Raw genomic sequence first — 19160 nt, forward strand, 5'->3', positions numbered from 1 at the left:
CCGTCAGTCGCGGCGCAGGCTCGCCTTGAGGTCCTTGAGGCGGCCCAGCAGGCCGTTCACGAACGACGGCGACTCGTCGGTCGAGAACTCCTTGGCGAGCTGCACGGCCTCGTCGATCACGACGGCGTCGGGCGTCTCGTCGACCCACACCAGCTCGTAGGCGCCGAGCCGGAGGATGTTGCGGTCCACGACCGGCATGCGGTCCAGCGTCCAGCCGACGGAGTAGGTGGCGATCAGCTCGTCGATCCGGTCGGCGTGCCGGGAGTACCCCTCGACCAGGTCCATGGTGTACTCGGCGACCGGCGGCTGGCGGTCGTCGGACCGCGCGTGCCGCACCCAGTCCGCGAGGACGCTCTGCACGGAGGCACCGCGCTGGTCGGCCTCGAAGAGGATCTGGAAGGCGCGCTTGCGGGCCTTGTTGCGGGCAGCCACGGTTAGCTGTTCACCCGGCCGAGGTAGTCGCCCGAGCGGGTGTCGACCTTGATCTTCTCGCCGGTGGTGATGAAGAGCGGCACCTGGATCTCGTAGCCGGTCTCCAGCTCGGCCGGCTTGGAGCCGCCGGTGGAGCGGTCGCCCTGGACGCCGGGCTCGGTGTGCTTGATGGTCAGCTCGACGGCGGCCGGGAGCTCGACGTAGAGCACCTCTCCCTCGTGCTGGGCGACGCTGGCCTCGAAGCCCTCGATCAGGAAGTTCGCGGCGTCGCCGACCGTCTTGCGGTCGATCATCAGCTGGTCGTACGTCTGCATGTCCATGAAGACGAAGTACTCGCCGTCCATGTACGAGAACTGCATGTCGCGGCGGTCGACGGTGGCCGTCTCGACCTTCACGCCTGCGTTGAAGGTCTTGTCGACGACCTTGCCGGAGAGCACGTTCTTGAGCTTGGTGCGCACGAAGGCCGGGCCCTTGCCGGGCTTGACGTGCTGGAACTCGACGACGGACCAGAGCTGGCCTCCGTCGAGCTTGAGCACCATGCCGTTCTTGAGGTCGTTCGTGGAAGCCACGGTTGCGGAATCTCCTGGACTGACGCTGGTGGACGACCGAGGCACGCGCCTACAGCGCGAGCAGCTCCTTGGTCGTGATGGTGAGTAGCTCGGGTCCGCCGTCCGCCTCCTGGCGCACGACGAGCGTGTCATCGATCCGGACACCGCCCCGGCCCGGGAGGTGGACCCCCGGTTCGACGGTGACCGGCACACAAGCGTCCAGTTTACCCATGGCCGCAGGGGCCAACTGCGGGTCCTCGCCGATTTCGAGCCCCACACCGTGCCCCGTGCGGGGCGAGAGCTCCTCCCCGTGGCCGGCCGCGTCCAGGATCTGCCGGGCCGCGCGGTCCACGTCGCGGCAGGCCGTCCCCGGCAGCAGCGCCTCCCGCCCCGCCCGCTGGGCCGCGAAGACCAGCTCGTACAGCTCGATCTGCCAGTCCGCCGGGGAGGTGCCGATCACGAAGGTCCGCCCGATCTCGCAGCGGTAGCCGCGGTAGGCCGCACCGAGCGAGACGGAGAGGAAGTCCCCCTCCTCCACCCGGCGGTCCGAGGGCCGGTGGGCGGCGAGGCCGGCGTGGGGGCCGGTCGCCACCGAGGTGGGGAACGCCGGGCCGTCGGCGCCGTGGTCGACCAGGCGGCGCTCCAGTTCCAGGGCCAGGTGCCGTTCCGTGCGGCCCACCAGGATCGACTCCAGCAGCTCCCCCAGCGCCTGGTCGGTGATCTCCGCGGCGATCCGCAGGCAGGCGATCTCCTCCTCGTCCTTCACCACCCGCTGCTGCTCCACGGCCGGGCCGAGGTCGGTGACGGCCAGAGCCGGGGCGGCGGCGCCGAGCGCGCGGTGGCGCGCCACGGTCAGGTGGTGCTCCTCGACGGCCAGCGACTCGGCGCCCGCGGCCAGGGCCGACCCCGCCGCGGCCACCGCGGGATCGCCTCCCCCGGCCGGGAGCACGGTCAGCCGCAGCTCCTCGTCGAGATGCCCGTCGGCCGGGTCCCCGGTGGGCGTGCGGGGGCACAGCAGGGTGTCCTCCCGGGGGCCCAGCAGCAGGACGGCCGCCTGCGGGGCCACCCCGGCGAGGTAGCGGACGTTGGCCGGGCGGGAGACCAGCACCGCCGTGCTTCCCGCCGCGGCGCAGCGATCGCGCAGACGGCGGCGTCGGTTGCCATAGACCTCGGACATTCTCCGAGCGTACGAGCCCCGCGCGCGGTCGGCCCGGTGGCGCGGCCGACCGGGCCCCGGGGGCGCCGGGGCCGGGGCGGGTCGCCCGGACGGCGCACGGCGGACCGGCCCCGGGCGGGTCCCGGCTCCGGCCGCTACCAGCTGGGCGGGCTGGCGATCGCCCGGGCGAGCACCTCGTCGAGCACCCGTGCGGTCGTCTCCACGTCGTAAGAGGAGTTGTCGATGATCGGCAGGCCGGAGCCGTACCAGCCGGCCATGCGGCCGTGGATGCCCGCGACCTCCTCGTCGGAGAGGCGGCGGTTCCCGGTGCGCTCCGCGTTCCGCTCCAGGACGACCTCCAGTCCGGGCAGCAGCACCACCGGCAGCAGACCGGGGCCGACATGGCGCTTCCAGCCGCCGAGGCCGACCACGGGACGGTCGGGGAAGACCGCGTCGTCGAGGATGCAGGAGACGCCGTTGGCCAGGAAGTTACGCGCCGCGAAGCCGCAGGTGCGGCGGGCGAGGCGGTACTGGGTCTCGGAGTGCTCGTTCCAGCCGTCCTGGGGGTCGGCGAAGCCCGAGCAGACCCATTCGCGTACGTCGTCGAGGCTGATGTGGGCGGTGGGCACCCGGCGGCGGAGGGCCCAGTGGCGCGCCACGGTGGTCTTGCCCGCCCCGGCCGGGCCGATCAGCAGGACGGCCAGCATGGCCGCGCCCGTGCCGGCGGAGGCGGGCGGCGGGCTCGGCAGCGGGACGGGCTCGCCCGAGGGGAGCCTGACGTGGCCGGTCGCCTCCCGGGGCGGCGGGCCCGAGGGGTGACGCGGCGGGGCGCCGCTCCAGCCGGGCGGCGGCTGCCCGGGACCCGGTCCGCCCGGCGCGGGGCGTGCGGGGGGCTCGGGCGCCCGGTGGTGGCCGGGCGGGGGCTGGTGCGGGGGCGCGGGAGGCGGCGGAGGAGGGCCGGGGACCGCTCCCGGGTGGTGGGCTGCGGGTCCCCATCCGGCGGGCTGCCGCCCCGGTTCGTGGGGTGGTGGCGGCGGAGCCCCCCCTGCGTGCTGCATCCGGTGCCACTCCGTCCGTTGCGCGTCGGCCTCTTCGGGGCGGCCGTCGGCCCCCCGGCACCGAACGGTACCGTCCCGGGACCGCTCGGATGTGCGACCGCCCTCGGCCGCCGTGGTGGGAACGGTCGAGGGCGGTGCCGAGTGCCCGTCAGGCGTCCAGTTCCTCGGCGAGCGCCCGCAGGGCCAGCCGGTAGGAGCCGATGCCGAAGCCGGCGACGGTGCCGCTGGCCACCGCGGCCACCACGGAGGTGTGGCGGAACTCCTCGCGGGCGTAGGGGTTGGAGATGTGCACCTCGATCAGCGGGGCCGTGCGCTGGGCCGCCGCGTCCCGCAGGGCGTAGGAGTAGTGCGTGAAGGCCCCGGGGTTGACGACGACCGGGACCGACGCGTCCGCGGCCTCGTGGAGCCAGCGGATCATCTCCCCCTCGTCGTTGGTCTCCCGGACCTCGACGTCGAGGCCGAGTTCCCTGCCGACCGTGCGGCAGGTCTCCACCAGGCCCGCGTAGGAGGTCGCCCCGTACACGTCGGGCTCCCGGGATCCCAGGCGGCCGAGGTTGGGGCCGTTGAGGACCAGGGCGCGCCGCGTCATGCCGACACCTCGCCGTACGCGGCGAGCAGCACCGCCGGGTCCGGACCCTCCAGCACGGTGGGGCGGCCCAGGCCGTCGAGGACGATGAAGCGGAGCAGGTTGCCGCGGGACTTCTTGTCCACCTTCATCGTCTCCAGGAGCCTGGGCCACTGGTCGCCGCGGTAGGTGAGCGGGAGCCCCACCGACCTCAGCACCGCCCGGTGCCGGTCGGCCGTCGCGTCGTCCAGCCGGCCGGCCAGGCGCCCGAGTTCGGCGGCGAAGACCATGCCCACGGAGACGGCCGCCCCGTGACGCCACTTGTAGCGCTCGTTCTTCTCGATGGCATGGGCCAGCGTGTGGCCGTAGTTGAGGATCTCCCGCAGACCGGACTCCTTGAGGTCGCTGGAGACGACCTCCGCCTTGACCCGGATCGAGCGCTCGATCAGCTCGGCGGTGTGGGGCCCGGCGGGCGACCGCGCGCCCTCGGGGTCGGACTCGACGAGGTCGAGGATGGCGGGGTCGGAGATGAAGCCCGCCTTGATGATCTCGGCCAGGCCGCTGACGTAGTCGTTGACGGGCAGCGAGTCCAGGGCGGCGAGGTCGCACAGCACTCCCGCGGGCGGGTGGAAGGCGCCCACGAGGTTCTTGCCCTCGGCGGTGTTGATGCCGGTCTTGCCGCCGACCGCGGCGTCGACCATGGCCAGCACCGTGGTGGGGACGGCGATCCAGCGCACCCCGCGCAGCCAGGTGGCGGCGACGAAGCCGGCCAGGTCGGTGGTGGCGCCGCCGCCGACGCCGACCACGACGTCGGAGCGGGTGAAGCCGGTCTGCCCGAGCGCCTTCCAGCAGTAGGCGGCGACCTCGGCGGTCTTGGCCTCCTCGGCGTTGGGCACCTGGATGGCGACCGCCTCGTAGCCCGTCTCGGCGAGGTCGGCGCGCAGGGCCTCGCCCGTCTCGGCGAGGGCCTCGGGGTGGATGACGGCCACGCGGCGGGCCTGGTCCCCCACGAGGGAGGGCAGTTCGCCGAGGAGCCGCCGGCCCACCAGGACCTCGTAGGGATCGGTGCCGGCCGTGCCGCCGACCTGGATTCGCGTCACTGCCTGGTCGGTCACTGCTTCTCCTGCGGGGGCTCGGGGGAGGGCTCCCCCGGGGCGGTCTTCTTCGGCTCCAGTGCGTCGAGGACGGCCTGGGCGACCTCCTCGGGGGTGCGCTCGTCGGTGGCGACGACCGCGCGGGCCACCTCGGTGTAGAGGTGGCGGCGGGCCTCCATCAGCTCGCGCCACTGGCGGCGCGGGTTGACGGCGAGGAGCGGCCGGGCGGTGTTCAGCCCGACCCTGCGCACGGCCTCCTCGACGTCCATGGACAGGTAGGCGACCGGAAGCCCGGTGAGCAGCGCGCGGGTGCCCTCGTCGAGGACGGCCCCGCCGCCGAGCGCCAGCACACCGGCGTGCTCGGCGACGGCGGCGCGGACCGCGGCGCGCTCCAGGGCCCGGAAGTGCTCCTCGCCGTCCTCGACGAAGATGTCGGCGATCTCGCGGCCCTCGGCGGCGACGATGTCGGCGTCGGTGTCCCGGTAGGGGACGCCGAGGCGTTCGGCCAGCAGCGCGCCGACCGTGGACTTGCCCGAGCCCATGGGCCCGACGAGGACGATCAGCGGGGCCGTCACCGGATGTGGAGGTTGTCGAGGTAGGCGCGGGCGTTGCGGCGGGTCTCGCCGACGCTGTCGCCGCCGAACTTCTCCGCGACCGCGTCCGCCAGGACCAGGGCCACCATGGCCTCGGCCACGATCCCGGCGGCCGGGACGGCGCAGACGTCCGAGCGCTGGTGGTGGGCGGCGGCGGGCTCGCCGGTGACCACGTCCACCGTCCTCAGGGCGCGCGGCACCGTGGCGATCGGCTTCATCGCGGCGCGCACGCGCAGCGGCTCGCCCGTCGACATCCCGCCCTCGGTGCCGCCCGCGCGGCCCGAGGAGCGGCGGATGCCGTCCTCGGAGGGCACGATCTCGTCGTGCGCCCGGGAGCCGGGGACGCGGGCCAGCTCGAAGCCGTCGCCCACCTCCACGCCCTTGATGGCCTGGATCCCCATGAGCGCGCCCGCGAGCCGCGCGTCCAGCCGCCGGTCCCAGTGGACGTGCGACCCCAGCCCGACCGGTACGCCGTAGGCGAGCACCTCGACGACGCCGCCGAGGGTGTCGCCGTCCTTGTGGGCCTGGTCGATCTCGGCCACCATCGCCTCGCTCGCCGCCGGGTCCAGGCAGCGCACGGGGTCGGCGTCCAGGCGGGCCTCGTCGGCGGGCTCGGGGACCAGGCCGTAGGGGGCCTTCGCCGAGGCCAGCTCGACGACGTGGGAGACGATCTCGATGCCCACGGTCTCCTTGAGGTAGGAGCGGGCGACGGCGCCGAGCGCGACCCGGGCAGCGGTCTCACGGGCGCTGGCGCGCTCCAGGACGGGACGGGCCTCGTCCAGCGCGTACTTCTGCATGCCCGCCAGGTCCGCGTGGCCGGGCCGCGGGCGGGTGAGCGGCGCGTTCCGCGCCGACTGGGCCAGCACCTCCGGGTCCACCGGGTCGGCCGCCATGACCTGCTCCCACTTGGGCCACTCGGTGTTGCCGACCATGACGGCGACCGGCGAACCCATCGTCAGCCCGTGGCGCACTCCGCCGAGGAAGGTCACCTCGTCGCGCTCGAACTTCATCCGCGCCCCGCGCCCGTAGCCGAGCCGCCGCCTCGCCAGATGGTCCGCCACCAGCTCCGTGGTCACCGGCACACCGGCGGGAAGCCCCTCCAGGGTCGCCACCAGTGCCGGTCCATGGGACTCGCCCGCGGTCAGCCAACGCAACCTGCTCAACGGTGTTCCTCCTGCTCGCGCTCACGATTTGCGACGGGGCGGCCGGAGGACCCCGTGGCCGGGGCCCGGGGGCGCACGGTCCTGGCCGCCTGCACCGATCCTCCCATGCCCTCCCGGGGGGACCGCCACCGTTTCATCTGGCGGACGTCACCTCGCGGCGCAACGGACACCCCGGAGGCTGCGGTCCGTGGCCGCGCAGGGGGTTCAGCCCCGGCGGGCGGCGAGCGCCCGCTCCCCCGCCTCCCGCATCGCGGCGAGCGGGGCGGGGGTGCGGCCGGTCATCTGCTCGACCTGGAGCACCGCCTGGTGCACGAGCAGGTCCAGGCCGCCGAGGACCGCCCCGCCGCGCGCCGCCCAGGCCGAGGCGAGGGCCGTGGGCCAGGGCTCGTAGAGCACGTCGAACAGGGTGCCGGGAGCCGCGGGCACGGCGGCGGCGAAGGCGTCGGTGGCTCCGGCCGGTGTGGTGGCCACCACGAGGGGCTCCTCGAAGGCCCGTGCCGCGTCCGCCCAGTCGGCGGTCCGCACCTCGATCCCGAGCCGCTCGCCCCAGCCCCGCATCTCCTCGCCCCTGGCGGCACTGCGGACGTAGGCCGTGACCGGTCCCGTGCACATCCGGGACAGCGCGGCGAGCGCCGAGGAGGCGGTGGCGCCGGCGCCCAGGACCGCGGCGGAGGGAACCCGGTCCACCCCTCGTTCGGCGAGTGCGGCGGCCATGCCGGGGATGTCGGTGTTGTCGCCGGTGCGGCGCCCGTCGTCCGCGAACACCACGGTGTTCACGGCCTCGACGGCGGCGGCGATCGGGCTGACCTCGTCCAGCAGCGGGATCACCGCCCGCTTCAGGGGCATGGTCAGCGACAGGCCCGCCCACGAGGCGTCCAGCCCCGCCAGGAAACCGGGCAGTGCCTCCTCGTCGACCTCGAAGCGCCCGTAGCTCCAGCCGTCGAGGCCCAGTGCCGCGTAGGCGGCGTTGTGCAGGACCGGCGAGAGCGAGTGGGCGACGGGTGAGCCGAGGACGGCCGCCCGGCGCGGGTCGGCGCTAGCTGGCATTGAACTTCCTCTTCAGCTTGAGGAAATCGTCGTGGGTCTTGGCGAACTCGGTCACCTTCATGCCGTCCGTGGCGACGAAGTACATCCAGCCGTCCTTCGTCGGGTCGAGGGCGGCGGCGATGGCCTCGTTGCCCGGGTTGCCGATCGGGCCGGGGGTGAGGCCCTTCTGGGTGTAGGTGTTGTACGGGTCCCGGTTGCTGTTGATCTCCTTCTCGGAGATGTCGATCTCGCTCTGCCCCTTGAGGTAGTTGAAGGCGGAGTCGAACTGGAGCAGCTGGTTGGTCTCCGTGTTGGTCGGCTTGAGCCGGTTGTAGACCACCTCGGACATCTTGCGGAAGTCGTCGTGGGTCTTGCCCTCGGCCTGCACGAGGCTGGCCACGGTGAGCAGCTCCCAGGCGTTCTCCAGCCCGAGGCCCTCCGCCTGGGCCTGGAGGTCGGCCTTCTCGAACTCCTGGTTGGCCCGGGCGACCATCTTCCGGAGCACGGCCTCCGGTTCGGCGTCCTTGGAGACGGGGTAGGCGGCCGGGAAGAGGAAGCCCTCCAGCGGGTCCTTGACGTCCTCGTGGCCCGTCGCCCACTCGGGCAGCCCGAGGCTCCCCGCCTTCTTCCTCGCGACGTCCTCGGTGGTGCCCTCCTCCAGGCCCAGCCGCTTGTCGATCTCCGCGTAGATCTGGGCGTTGCGCCTGCCCTCGGGGATCACCAGGTTGTTGCGGCTGGCGTCGCTGAGCATCAGGTCGACGGCGGCCTTGCCGGACATCTCCTTCTTCAGCAGGTAGCTGCCGTCCTGGATGGTGGTGCCGCGCGGGTTGTCCCCCTGGGCGCGGACGAAGGCGTCGACGCTCTTCACCACGCCGGCGGTCTTGAGGATGTTGCCGATCTGCGCGCCGGTGGCGCCCTTGGGGATCTCGACCTCGACCTGGCCGGTGCCGGCGCCGGCGAAGTCCTCGACCTTCCCCCGGTCCTGCCAGAACTGGTAGCCGAAGTAGCCGGCGCCGCCGAAGACGCCGCCCAGGACGAGGACGACGACCAGGCAGGCGAGACCGTTGCGGCTCTTGCGCTTGCCCTTGCCGCGGCCGCCGCGGTGCTCCTCGGGCCCGTCCTCGTCCGGCTCCTCGCCGTCGCGGTCGTCGCGGTCGTCCGGGCCGTCGGGATCCCCGTCCGGGCCGCGCCCTCCGCCCCCGCGCCGCCGGGGCGGGGCGTCCTGCCCGGTGAAGAACGGGTGGTCCTCCTCCTGGCGGTCCTGCTCGGCGTCCCAGTCGGAGGCCGGGCCGGGTTCGGGATCCGGGGCGGGGCCGTCGCGGCGGCCGGGAGGGCGCGGGGGCGGGTACGCCTCGGGGGTGGCGTAGTAGTCGGCCTCCTGGCGGCTGCCGTAGCCCTGCGGCTGACCGCCGTAGGCACCCGCCTGGTCGGTACCGTAGGGGGCCGCCTCCGGGCCGGCACCCCAGGAGGGGTCCTGCGCCTGCCCCGGTGCGCCGTACTGCTGTCCGCCCTGGGTGCCGTACCGGTCCTGGTACTGCTGCTGTCCGCCCTGGGTCCCGTACTGCTGCGGGTACGGGTCCTGTCCGCCCTGGGTGCCGTACTGCTGCGGGTACGGGTCCTGTCCGCCCTGGGTCCCGTACTGGCCCTGGTACTGCTGCGGGTACTGCTGCTGTCCGCCCTGGGTGCCGTACTGCTGCGGGTACGTGCCCGGCGGCTGCTGCGCGTACGCGGACTGCCCTCCGTGCTGAGGGTCGTACGCGTACGGGTACTGGTCCTGGCCCTGCGCGGCGTACTGCCGGGCACCGTCGCCGTACGGAGCGTGACCGGGGGCGGACTGGCCTTCCCAGCCCTGGTCCCCGTAGAGGGGGTCCTCGGGATGCCACGGTTCGGGTCCGGCGCCCCGGCCATACTCAGTCATCGATCCCCTAGGGCCGCGAGACGGTGCGGACGATCCGCCTCTGCTCGGTGCGGCGGCTGTTCGAACACGGCCGCATTGCGCGGAACGTTACCGTATCGCGATCAGACAATCGTTTCGACGCTCTCTCCCGGGGGTCTGCCCGACACCCGTTCGGACTCCAGGGCGTTCTGGAGGATGACCACCGCCGCGGCCTGGTCGACGACGGAGCGCCCCTTCTTGGACTTCACCCCTGAGGCGCGCAGTCCCTGAGTGGCCGTCACCGTCGTCATCCGCTCGTCGACCAGTCGCACGGGGACCGGGGCGACGCCCTGGGCGAGCGTGCGGGCGAAGGCCCGGACCTTCTTGGCCGCCGGGCCCTCGCCACCACTGAGCGACCGGGGCAGCCCGACGACCACCTCAAGGGGTTCGTACTCCTCGACGAGCACCCGCAGGCGCCGGTGGGCCGCCGGGACGTCGCGTCCCGGCACGGTCTCCACCGGTGTCGCGAGGACCCCGTCGGGGTCGCACGAGGCGACCCCGATGCGGGCGTCCCCGACGTCGATCGCGAGTCGGCGCCCCCGGCGCATGCCCGCCTCTCCCCCGCTCACGCGGTCTCGGCGACGAGGCGCTCGACCGCGGCGACGGCGTCGGGGACGGCGTCCGGGTTCTGGCCACCGCCCTGGGCGACGTCCGGCTTGCCGCCGCCTCCGCCGCCGAGGGTCTTGGCGGCGGTGCGGACCAGGTCGCCGGCCTTCAGGCCGCGCTCGCGGGCGGCCTCGTTGGTGGCGATCACGGTCAGCGGGCGGCCGCCGGACACGGCGAACAGGGCGACGACGGCCGGACGGTCACCGGGGATGCGGCCGCGGACGTCGAGCACCAGCCGGCGCAGGTCGTCGGCGCCGGTCCCGTCCGGGACGGTGCCGGTCACCACGGCGACGCCGCGGACGTCCCTGGCGGACTCGGCGAGGCCGGCGGCGGCGGCGAGCACCTTCTCGGCGCGGAACTTCTCGATCTCCTTCTCGGCGTCCTTCAGCTTGCCGAGCATGGCGGAGACCTTCTCCGGGAGTTCCTCGGGACGGCCCTTGACCAGCTCCTGCAACTGGGCGACGACGGTGTGCTCCTTGGCGAGGAAGTTGTAGGCGTCCACGCCCACCAGGGCCTCCACGCGACGCACGCCGGAGCCGATGGAGGACTCGCCGAGCAGCTTCACCAGGCCCAGCTGGGCCGTGTTGTGCACATGGGTGCCGCCGCACAGCTCCTTGGAGAAGTCGCCGATGGTCACGACGCGCACCCGCTCGCCGTACTTCTCGCCGAACTCGGCGATGGCGCCCTGCTTCTTGGCCTCGTCGATGCTCATGACCTCGGCGTGGACGTCGAGTTCACGGGAGAGGACCTCGTTGATCTTCTGCTCGACGTCGGTGAGGACCGTGCCGGGAACGGCGTTGGGCGAGCCGAAGTCGAAGCGGAAGCGGCCCGGGGAGTTTTCCGAGCCGGCCTGGGCGGCCGTCGGGCCGAGCGCGTCGCGCAGGGCCTGGTGGGTGAGGTGGGTGGCGCTGTGGGCGCGGGCGATGGCCCGTCGGCGCGTGACGTCGATGGCGGCGTGGGCCGAGGCCCCCACGGTGACCTCGCCCACCTGGACGACACCCTTGTGCACGCTGACGCCCGGGACGGGCTGCTGCACGTCGCGCACCTCGACGACGGCGCCGGAGTCGAGGCGGATGCGCCCCTGGTCGGCGAGCTGGCCGCCGCCCTCGGCGTAGAAGGGGGTGCGGTCCAGGACGACCTCGACCTCGTCGCCCTCGGAGGCGGCGGGCGAGGAGACCCCGTCCACCAGCAGGCCGACCACGGTCGACTCGCCCTCGGTGCTGCGGTAGCCGGTGAACTCGGTGGCGCCCGAGCCGTCGGCGATCTCGCGGTAGGCCGAGAGGTCGGCGTGGCCGGTCTTCTTGGCCTTGGCGTCGGCCTTGGCCCGCTCCCGCTGCTCCTTCATCAGGCGGCGGAAGCCGTCCTCGTCCACCGTCAGGCCCTGCTCGGCGGCCATCTCCAGGGTGAGGTCGATGGGGAAGCCCCAGGTGTCGTGGAGCAGGAAGGCCCTGTCGCCGGGCAGCACGGTGGAACCGGCGGCCCGGGTCTCGGTGACGGCGGTGTCCAGGATGTTGGTGCCGCCCTTGAGGGCCTTGAGGAAGGCGGCCTCCTCGGCCACGGCCACCGTCTCGATGCGGCTGCGGTCGGTGACGAGCTCCGGGTACTGCTGCCCCATGGTGTCGATCACGACGCCCACCAGGTCCCTGACGACCGGCCCGGTGGCGCCGAGCAGGCGCATGTTGCGGATGGCGCGGCGCATGATGCGGCGCAGCACGTAGCCGCGGCCCTCGTTGCCGGGGGTGACGCCGTCGCCGATGAGCATGGTGGAGGTGCGGATGTGGTCGGCGACCACCCGCAGGGAGACGTCGGAGCCGTGCTCGGCGCCGTAGCGGACGCCGGTCAGCCCGGTGGCCTTGTCCATGACGACGCGCAGGGTGTCGGTCTCGTACATGTTCTGCACGCCCTGAAGGATCATGGCGAGGCGTTCCAGGCCGAGGCCGGTGTCGATGTTCTTGCTCGGCAGGTCCCCGAGGATCGGGAAGTCCTCCTTGCCGTCGCCGGCACCGCGCTCGTACTGCATGAAGACCAGGTTCCAGATCTCCACGTAGCGCTCGTCGTTGACGGCCGGGCCGCCCTCCTCGCCGAACTCCGGACCGCGGTCGTAGTTGATCTCGGAGCAGGGGCCGCAGGGGCCGGGGACGCCCATGGACCAGAAGTTGTCCTTCTTGCCCAGGCGCTGGATGCGCTCGGCGGGGACGCCGACGACGTCGCGCCAGATCTGCTCGGCCTCGTCGTCGTCGAGGTAGACGGTGATCCACAGGCGCTCGGGGTCGAGCCCGTAGCCGCCCTTGTCCTGGGGGCTGGTGAGCAGCTCCCAGGACAGCTTGATGGCGCCTTCCTTGAAGTAGTCGCCGAAGGAGAAGTTGCCGCACATCTGGAAGAAGGTGCCGTGGCGGGTGGTCTTGCCGACCTCTTCGATGTCCGGGGTGCGCACGCACTTCTGCACGCTGGTCACGCGCGGGGCGGGCGGCTTGACCTCGCCGAGGAAGTAGGGCTTGAAGGGGACCATGCCCGCGGGGACCAGCAGCAGAGTCGGGTCGTCCGCGATGAGCGACGCCGAAGGGACGACGGTGTGCCCGCGCTCCTCGAAGAAGCTCAGCCAGCGGCGGCGGATTTCAGCCGACTCCATCAGTGGTCCTCATTCCCGTTGTTCGAGGTCCCGGGCGTCCGGTCCTCGGTGGTGTTCTGCGTGTCGGTGCGGTGGATGTCGTACCGGCCGCGGGGACCGCCGGGGAGGGGGGCCGACGCCCCCCTCCGCGCCGGGCCGACGGCCGGGCGCGGCCGCGCGGGGGGCAGCACCCGGTCCGGGTGGTCGTCGAGCCCGAGGGCCTCGCCCAGCTCGGCCTCCCGCTGCACCATCTGCGCGCGGATGTCGACCGCGATGCCCTTGAGCCGGTGCCCGGCGTCGATCGCCTTGTCGGCCGCCTGGGCGGCGAGGCTCTCGGGGGTGAGCTGCCGGAGCTTGCGGTTGACCTTCGTGGTGGCCCAGACGCCGGCTGCGGCGCCGGCCGTGAACCAGAACGTACGGCGGAACATGTGCGTCAGACCTTCCGGTTCCTGCCTCGCGCCGCCGGAACGGTCCGCCCGACGACCACGGTGCGGCGCTCGCGCGGGGCGTCCTCGCGGTCGGCCCCCCGGCGGCCGAGCACCCGGCGCACCCCGTAGCCGAAGGCGGCCACCTTGACCAGCGGGCCGCCGAAGGTGGAGGCGACGGTGGTGGACAGCGCCGAGGCGTTGGAGGTGACCTCCTGGACGTCGCTCGCGATGGCGTCGACCCTGTCCAGCTGCGTCTGGGCGGACCGCACGGTCGCGGACGCCTGCGCCAGCAGGGGCACGGCCTGCTCGCTCACCTCCGCCACGAGACGGGTGGTCGCCCTGAGCGTCTGGGCCAGCCTCACCAGCACCACTGCGAGGAAGGACACCAGGATCGCCCAGAAGACGGCCACCAGAATTCCGGCAACCTCTCCACCGGTCACTGCGCACCGCTCTCTGCTCGTCGTCCGCGCCTGGAAATCGCGTACCCCCGACCCTATCGCGCCCCGGTCGGCTCCCCGTACCGGATTCCCGGTGGGCGGGGCCCGCCGCGCGATTGTACGCAGCGCGCACGCCTCGGTACGCTGCGTGCCCTATGCGGCACTTACCCGGCCCCGACTCCCCCTTCGACCGCTCCTGCGCGGGCGGCCAGGGGCTTCTCCCCGTGGAGCTGAACCGCTTCGTGGGCAGGGAGACGGAACTCGCCGAGATCGGCCGGGCGCTGGCGGGCTCGCGGCTGGTGACCGTCGTGGGGACGGGCGGGATCGGCAAGACGCGGCTGGCACTGCGGGCCGCCGACGGGCTGAAGAATGGTTACGCCGACGGGGTTCGCCTCGTCCCGCTCGCGCCGCTGCGGGAGCCCCGGCTCGTCGTCCACGCGCTGCTGGAGGCGCTGCACGTCACCGACCACACCAGCCGCCCGGCCCGCGAGGTGCCGCTGGACCGGGTGCGGGGACTGTCCGCCCTGCTGGTCGTCGACGGCTTCGAGCACCTGGTCGACGACTGTGCGGCCCTGGTGCGCGAGGTGCTGTGCCGCGCCCCGGGGGTGGCGGTGCTCGCGGCCGGCCGCCGCCCCCTGCGGGTGGACGGTGAAGTGGTCCTGCCCGTCGGCCCGTTGGCGGGACCCGACGCCGCGGTGCTCTTCGCCGACCGGGCGGCCGGGGTGCTGCCGCGCTGGCGCCCGGACGCCGCGGACCGGGAGCGGGTGCGGGAGCTGTGCCGCCGCCTCGACGGCATCCCGCTGGCCCTGGAACTGGCCGCGGCCCGGCTCCCGGCGATCGGGCTGGAGGAGCTGCTGCACCGGCTCGGCGACCGGTTCGCCCTGCTGACCTCGGGAGCCCGGGGCGTACTGCCGCGGCACGGGACGCTGCGGACGGCGATCGGCTGGAGCCACGAGCTGTGCACCCCCGCCGAGCGCCTGCTGTGGGCGCGGCTGTCGGTCTTCGCCGGGCCCTTCGACCTGGAGGCGGTCGAGTACGTGTGCAGCGGGCCCGAACTCCCGGAGAGCAGCGTCGTCGACGTGCTCGGCGGGCTGGTCGCCCAGTCGGTGGTGCACCCGGAGGAGAGCCCGGCGGGCCGGCGCTACGGGATGCTGGACACCCTGCGCGCCTACGGGGCGGGCTGGCTGGCCGCGCTGGGCGACGAGGAGCGCCTGCGCAGCCGCCACCGGGACTGGCACCTGGGCCTGGCGACCTGGTGCGAGCTGGAGTGGTTCAGCCCCCGTCAGGCCGAGGTGGCCGCGGTCGCGGACAGTTCGCTGCCCGATCTGCGGGCGGCGATGGAATGGTCCCTGGAGCGTCCGGAGGAGGCGCACCTGGGGCAGTTCCTCGCGGGCACGCTCTGGTTCTCCTGGGTGGGCTGCGGGCGGCTTGCGGAGGGCAGGTACTGGCTGGACCGCGCGGTGGGCCGGGCGCCGGGCGGGGCGACCCCCTACGAGGACGCCCGGCTCAAGGCGCTGTGGGTGCTTGGGTACGTGGCGGTGCTCCAGGGGGACCCGGCGGCCGCCGCCGCGGCGCTGCACGCCTGCGAGGAGGGCGCCCGGGCCGCGGGGAACGAGGTCGCGGGGGCGTACGCGGTGCACCGCAGGGGGTGCCTCGCGCTGCTGTCGGACGAGCTCGCGGAGGCGGAGCGGCTGCTGCGGGCCGCGCTGGACGCCTACGACCGGGCGGGAGAGCTGAACAGCAACGTGCTGATGGGCCGCGTGGAGCTGGCCCTGGCGCTGGCCTTCCAGGGGCGGGCGGGGGACGCTGTGGCGCTGTGCGAGCAGGTGCGCGAGGTGTGCGAGTCCTTCGGCGAGGAGTGGGCGCGGGCGTACGCCCTGTACGTGCTCGCGCACGCCGCGTGGACGGCGGGCGACCATCCGCGGGCCCGGCTGCTGCTGTCCCGGTGCGTGGCGGTGGACCACCGCTTCCACGACCTGGTGGGGCTGGTGCTGGCCCTGGAGCTGCTGGCCCTGGTGACCGCGTCGGAGGGTGACGCGGTGGAGGCGGCGGTGCTGATGGGGGCGACCGCGCCGGTCTGGGAGTCGGTGGGGCTGGCCCGGTTCGGCTCCCGGTGCTTCGCGGTGCCCCGGGCCCGGTGCGAGGAGCGGACCCGGGCCGCCCTGGGGGCCGCCCGGTACGAGGAGTGCACCGCGGCCGGGCGGGCGCTGTCCCTGGACGCGGTGGTGGAGCGGGCGCTGGCGGCCTGCGGCCGGGCCCCCCGCCGGTCGCGGCGCGCCCCGGGAACGCGGAAGCCCGCCGGCCTCCCCACCGGAAGGGGCGGGGAGGCGGCGGGCTGAGACGCTCGGAGCGACTGCGCCTGCCGGATCAGCGGGCGTAGTACTCGACGACGAGCTGCTCGTCGCAGATGACCGGGATCTCCTTGCGCTGCGGGTCGCGGTCCAGGCGGAAGGCCAGGGCCTTCAGGTTGACCTGGAGGTAGCGCGGGGTCTCGCCGTCCGCCGCGAAGCCGCCCTCGCGGGAGACCTGGAACAGCGGCTTCTCACGGGAGCGCTCGCGGACCATCACGACGTCGTCCGGGCGGACGCGGAAGGACGGCTTGTCGACCTTCTGGCCGTTGACCTGGATGTGGCCGTGGACGACCATCTGGCGGGCCTGGTAGATAGTGCGGGCGATGCCCGAGCGCAGGACCAGGGCGTCGAGGCGGCGCTCCAGCTCGATGACCAGCGCGTCGCCGGTCTTGCCCTCGGCCTTGCGCGCGCGGTCGTAGGCGCGGGCCATCTGGCGCTCGGAGATGTCGTACTGGGCGCGCAGGCGCTGCTTCTCCAGCAGACGGACCTTGTAGTCCGAGTTCTGCTTGCGGCCGCGGCCGTGCTCACCCGGCGGGTAGGGGCGGGCCTCGAAGTACTTGACGGCCTTCGGCGTCAGCGCGATGCCGAGCGCACGGGACTTCTTGACCTTGGGACGCGACTGGTTAGGCACGTTCTCCAGACCTCCGTGTAGGTTAGGTTAGGCTTACCTTACTCAAGGAGATCGTATGTCTCGCCCTGGGAACACCAAGCGCGTCACGGACAACACGAAGAACACCGACGCTGCACAGGACGTCGCGAAGACGTCGGGCGTCGTGGTGACGGAGGTCCGATCAGCTCATGGTCAGCCGCGTCCCGGCGGGCTTGAAACCGCCCGGCTGCCGTCAGCAGCCGAGCGCACACGAACTCTCGTACAGAGTACATGCTCCGCGGCCCTGCTCGTGCCGGGGGTGGAAAGCCCTCTCCCCTGGCAGAACGCCCCTCTCGCCCGCGTCCTCGGCGAGGACGGGGAGGTGTTCCTGCTCCTCCCCTCGGACGCCCCCGCCGTGCGGGCCGCCACCCATGCCCAGGACGACGAGCTCCCGGCCGTGCTGGAGGTCACCGACGTCGCCCCGCTCGCGGTCCCGAACCGCGTCCGGGGCCGTGCGCGGGTGTCCGGCTGGCTCACGGGCGCGCCCGGCCTGGCGATCGAGCCCGGCCGCATGATGCTGCGGCTGGAGGTGGGCGAGGCGGCGGTCGACGACCTGTGGGGGGTCGGCCTCGTGGACCCGGAGGAGTTCGCCGCCGCCGCCGTCGACCCGGTGGCCCCCTTCGAGGCGGAGCTCCTCCAGCACCTCGGCGCCGCGCACCAGGACCGGGTGCAGGCCCTGGCGGGCCTGCTCGGGGAGCGGGGGGCGGGGCTGCGGCGGGCCGGGCGGCGGGCGGTGCCGCTGGCACTGGACCGCTTCGGGCTGCGGGTGCGCTTCACCGGCGGGCGTCCGTTCGACGCCCGCTTCGACTTCCCCGAGCCGGTGGACGACGTCACCGGCCTGCGCCGCGCGCTGCACGCGCTCTTCCGGGCAGCCCCCGCCTGAGCGCCCGGCCCCGGCGGTGTCTCAGGCCGACGGGGGCCGCGCCTCTCCCCTCAGCCGCTCGCGCACCTTCTCCACCACCTCCGCGTACCGCGCCTCGGCGCCGTAGCGGGTGGGCTCGTAGTAGCGGCGCCCGGCGACCGTGTCCGGGGCGTACTGCTGGGCCGCGATGGCCCCGGCCACGTCGTGCGGGTACACATAGCCCTGCGCATGCCCCAGCTTCGCCGCTCCCTGGTAGTGGCCGTCGCGCAGATGGGAGGGCACGGGCCCGGCGAGGCCCTCGCGCACGTCCTTGCGGGCGGCCGCGATGGCGAGCGTGGCCGCGTTGGACTTGGGCGCGAGAGCCAGTGCGATGGTCGCGTGGCTGAGGGTCAGCGCGGCCTCGGGGAAGCCGATCATGGCGACGGCCTGTGCCGCCGCCACCGCCGTCGGCAGGGCGGTGGGGTCGGCGAGGCCGATGTCCTCACTGGCCGAGATCATCAGGCGGCGGGCGATGAACCGCGGGTCCTCGCCCGCCTCGATCATCCGCGCCAGGTAGTGGAGGGCGGCGTCGACGTCGGAGCCGCGGATCGACTTGATCAGGGCGCTGGCGACGTCGTAGTGCTGGTCCCCGTCGCGGTCGTAGGCCACGGCCGCCCGGTCCACCGTCTCCTCCAGGGTCCGCAGGGAGATCTCCGCCTCGCCCTTGTCGATCGCCGCCCCGGCAGCCGCCTCCAGCGCGGTGAGCGCCCGGCGGGCGTCGCCGCCGGCGATCCGCAGCAGATGGGCGCGGGCCTCCTCGGAGAGGGCGACGGCTCCGGCCAGGCCCCGCTCGTCGGCGAGCGCCCGCGCGAGCAGGCCGGAGACGTCCTCCTCCGTCAGCGGCTCCAGGGTCAGCAGCAGCGAGCGGGAGAGCAGCGGGGAGATCACCGAGAAGTACGGGTTCTCCGTGGTCGCGGCGATCAGGGTGACCCAGCGGTTCTCCACCGCCGGCAGCAGCGAGTCCTGCTGCGCCTTGGAGAAGCGGTGGATCTCGTCGAGGAAGAGCACGGTCTCCCGGCCGTAGCCGCCGGCCGCCCGCCGCGCGCCGTCGATGACCGCGCGGACCTCCTTGACGCCCGCGGTGATCGCCGACAGCTCCACGAAGCGCTTGTCGGTCGCCTTGGACACGACATAGGCGAGCGTCGTCTTCCCCGTGCCGGGCGGGCCCCAGAGGATGACGGACGAGGCGCCCGCGCGGCCCTGCCCGGCGTCGCCGACCAGGCGGCGCAGCGGGGAGCCGGGCTTGAGCAGGTGCTGCTGCCCGACGACCTCGTCGAGGGTGCGCGGGCGCATGCGCACCGCCAGCGGACTGCCGGACGGTTCCCTCTCCTGGCGTTCTTCCGCTGCGGCGGTGAAAAGGTCGGGCTCCACGCCGTGAAGCCTATGCCAGGCCGCCGACAGCCCCCGGGGGCGGACCCGGGGCGGGGCCGTCCACCGCCCCGGCGGGCGGGCGTCTCAGGAGGTCCAGAAGTCCCACCAGCGGGTCAGCACCAGCATCCCGATGATCCCCACGTGCAGCACCGGCAGCACCCAGGTGAACTCCCCCAGGAAACCCCGCACCCCCGCCGGCGCCGGCAGCACCCCGCTCCGCACGTTGTGCGAGGTCACA

General features: G+C 73.8%; 18 protein-coding genes. 2 read left to right on the forward strand and 16 right to left on the reverse strand.

The features are described from left to right. Window positions 1–3: 3 nt before the first annotated feature. From nusB to NPS70_RS25495, 14 genes are all read right to left on the reverse strand, one after another. Window positions 4–432 (reverse strand): transcription antitermination factor NusB, encoded by a 429-nt coding sequence (nusB, locus tag NPS70_RS25430; RefSeq protein ID WP_256526746.1) that lies wholly within the window; start codon window positions 430–432, stop codon window positions 4–6. Window positions 433–434: 2 nt separating this feature from the next. After that, window positions 435–1001 carry an elongation factor P gene (efp, locus tag NPS70_RS25435; RefSeq protein ID WP_256526747.1) on the reverse strand — a complete coding sequence of 189 codons (567 nt, stop codon included), beginning with the start codon at window positions 999–1001 and terminating at the stop codon, window positions 435–437. A gap of 49 nt (window positions 1002–1050) precedes the next feature. Beyond that, window positions 1051–2157 carry an aminopeptidase P family protein gene (locus NPS70_RS25440; protein ID WP_256526748.1) on the reverse strand — a complete coding sequence of 369 codons (1107 nt, stop codon included), beginning with the start codon at window positions 2155–2157 and terminating at the stop codon, window positions 1051–1053. 134 nt (window positions 2158–2291) lie between these two features. Next, complete coding sequence (locus tag NPS70_RS25445) at window positions 2292–3194, reverse strand: Pro-rich N-terminal domain-containing protein (protein WP_256526749.1); 903 nt, start codon at window positions 3192–3194, stop codon at window positions 2292–2294. Window positions 3195–3342: 148 nt separating this feature from the next. After that, window positions 3343–3783: a type II 3-dehydroquinate dehydratase gene (aroQ, locus tag NPS70_RS25450; protein ID WP_256526750.1), complete on the reverse strand. Its 441-nt coding sequence runs from the start codon at window positions 3781–3783 to the stop codon at window positions 3343–3345. Next, window positions 3780–4874 carry a 3-dehydroquinate synthase gene (gene aroB / locus NPS70_RS25455; protein ID WP_256526751.1) on the reverse strand — a complete coding sequence of 365 codons (1095 nt, stop codon included), beginning with the start codon at window positions 4872–4874 and terminating at the stop codon, window positions 3780–3782. The genes aroQ and aroB overlap by 4 nt, the downstream gene beginning before the upstream one ends. Next, window positions 4871–5428 (reverse strand): shikimate kinase, encoded by a 558-nt coding sequence (locus tag NPS70_RS25460; protein WP_308315046.1) that lies wholly within the window; start codon window positions 5426–5428, stop codon window positions 4871–4873. The genes aroB and NPS70_RS25460 overlap by 4 nt, the downstream gene beginning before the upstream one ends. Beyond that, complete coding sequence (gene aroC / locus NPS70_RS25465) at window positions 5425–6609, reverse strand: chorismate synthase (RefSeq protein WP_256526752.1); 1185 nt, start codon at window positions 6607–6609, stop codon at window positions 5425–5427. Before aroC ends, NPS70_RS25460 begins: the two co-directional genes overlap by 4 nt. Window positions 6610–6813: 204 nt before the next feature. Then, window positions 6814–7656, reverse strand: coding sequence for a shikimate dehydrogenase (locus NPS70_RS25470; protein ID WP_256526753.1), 843 nt, complete (start codon window positions 7654–7656; stop codon window positions 6814–6816). Continuing rightward, window positions 7646–9553 carry an endolytic transglycosylase MltG gene (mltG, locus tag NPS70_RS25475; RefSeq protein ID WP_256526754.1) on the reverse strand — a complete coding sequence of 636 codons (1908 nt, stop codon included), beginning with the start codon at window positions 9551–9553 and terminating at the stop codon, window positions 7646–7648. Before mltG ends, NPS70_RS25470 begins: the two co-directional genes overlap by 11 nt. A gap of 101 nt (window positions 9554–9654) precedes the next feature. Next, window positions 9655–10119, reverse strand: a complete 465-nt coding sequence (ruvX, locus tag NPS70_RS25480) for a Holliday junction resolvase RuvX (protein WP_256526769.1) — start codon at window positions 10117–10119, stop codon at window positions 9655–9657. Window positions 10120–10136: 17 nt separating this feature from the next. After that, on the reverse strand, window positions 10137–12806 hold the full coding sequence (gene alaS / locus NPS70_RS25485; protein ID WP_256526755.1) for an alanine--tRNA ligase: 2670 nt from the start codon (window positions 12804–12806) through the stop codon (window positions 10137–10139). Next, a complete protein-coding gene (locus NPS70_RS25490; RefSeq protein ID WP_256526756.1) occupies window positions 12806–13213 on the reverse strand; it encodes a hypothetical protein in 408 nt (135 codons plus the stop codon). The genes alaS and NPS70_RS25490 overlap by 1 nt, the downstream gene beginning before the upstream one ends. Window positions 13214–13218: 5 nt before the next feature. Further along, window positions 13219–13653, reverse strand: a complete 435-nt coding sequence (locus NPS70_RS25495) for a DUF948 domain-containing protein (RefSeq protein ID WP_256526757.1) — start codon at window positions 13651–13653, stop codon at window positions 13219–13221. 152 nt (window positions 13654–13805) lie between these two features. Here NPS70_RS25495 and NPS70_RS25500 point away from each other — a divergent pair, with 152 nt between their 5' ends. Then, the gene (locus NPS70_RS25500; RefSeq protein WP_256526758.1) at window positions 13806–15989 is read left to right on the forward strand and encodes a tetratricopeptide repeat protein; all 2184 of its coding nucleotides are present in this window, start codon (window positions 13806–13808) and stop codon (window positions 15987–15989) included. A 28-nt stretch (window positions 15990–16017) separates the two neighbouring features. Here NPS70_RS25500 and rpsD read toward each other — a convergent pair whose 3' ends face one another. Continuing rightward, window positions 16018–16632 carry a 30S ribosomal protein S4 gene (gene rpsD, locus NPS70_RS25505; RefSeq protein WP_256526759.1) on the reverse strand — a complete coding sequence of 205 codons (615 nt, stop codon included), beginning with the start codon at window positions 16630–16632 and terminating at the stop codon, window positions 16018–16020. Window positions 16633–16837: 205 nt separating this feature from the next. Between rpsD and NPS70_RS25510 the strand changes: the two genes are divergently transcribed. Next, window positions 16838–17533: a DUF2470 domain-containing protein gene (locus NPS70_RS25510; protein ID WP_256526770.1), complete on the forward strand. Its 696-nt coding sequence runs from the start codon at window positions 16838–16840 to the stop codon at window positions 17531–17533. Window positions 17534–17554: 21 nt separating this feature from the next. On the opposite strand, the gene NPS70_RS25515 is transcribed toward NPS70_RS25510, so the two are convergent. Continuing rightward, window positions 17555–18922 carry a replication-associated recombination protein A gene (locus NPS70_RS25515; protein ID WP_256526760.1) on the reverse strand — a complete coding sequence of 456 codons (1368 nt, stop codon included), beginning with the start codon at window positions 18920–18922 and terminating at the stop codon, window positions 17555–17557. Window positions 18923–19160: the final 238 nt, after the last annotated feature.

The organism is Streptomyces sp. C10-9-1, assembly GCF_024497955.1.
GTDB lineage: Bacteria > Actinomycetota > Actinomycetes > Streptomycetales > Streptomycetaceae > Streptomyces > Streptomyces sanyensis.

Coding starts and splice junctions, on each gene's coding strand:
- NPS70_RS25500 (WP_256526758.1), top strand. CDS start 13,806: ATGCGGCACTTACCCGGCCCCGACTCCCCCTTCGACCGCTCCTGCGCG.
- aroQ (WP_256526750.1), bottom strand. CDS start 3,783: ATGACGCGGCGCGCCCTGGTCCTCAACGGCCCCAACCTCGGCCGCCTG.
- NPS70_RS25445 (WP_256526749.1), bottom strand. CDS start 3,194: ATGCAGCACGCAGGGGGGGCTCCGCCGCCACCACCCCACGAACCGGGG.
- NPS70_RS25440 (WP_256526748.1), bottom strand. CDS start 2,157: ATGTCCGAGGTCTATGGCAACCGACGCCGCCGTCTGCGCGATCGCTGC.
- alaS (WP_256526755.1), bottom strand. CDS start 12,806: ATGGAGTCGGCTGAAATCCGCCGCCGCTGGCTGAGCTTCTTCGAGGAG.
- NPS70_RS25470 (WP_256526753.1), bottom strand. CDS start 7,656: ATGCCAGCTAGCGCCGACCCGCGCCGGGCGGCCGTCCTCGGCTCACCC.
- NPS70_RS25490 (WP_256526756.1), bottom strand. CDS start 13,213: ATGTTCCGCCGTACGTTCTGGTTCACGGCCGGCGCCGCAGCCGGCGTC.
- ruvX (WP_256526769.1), bottom strand. CDS start 10,119: ATGCGCCGGGGGCGCCGACTCGCGATCGACGTCGGGGACGCCCGCATC.
- mltG (WP_256526754.1), bottom strand. CDS start 9,553: ATGACTGAGTATGGCCGGGGCGCCGGACCCGAACCGTGGCATCCCGAG.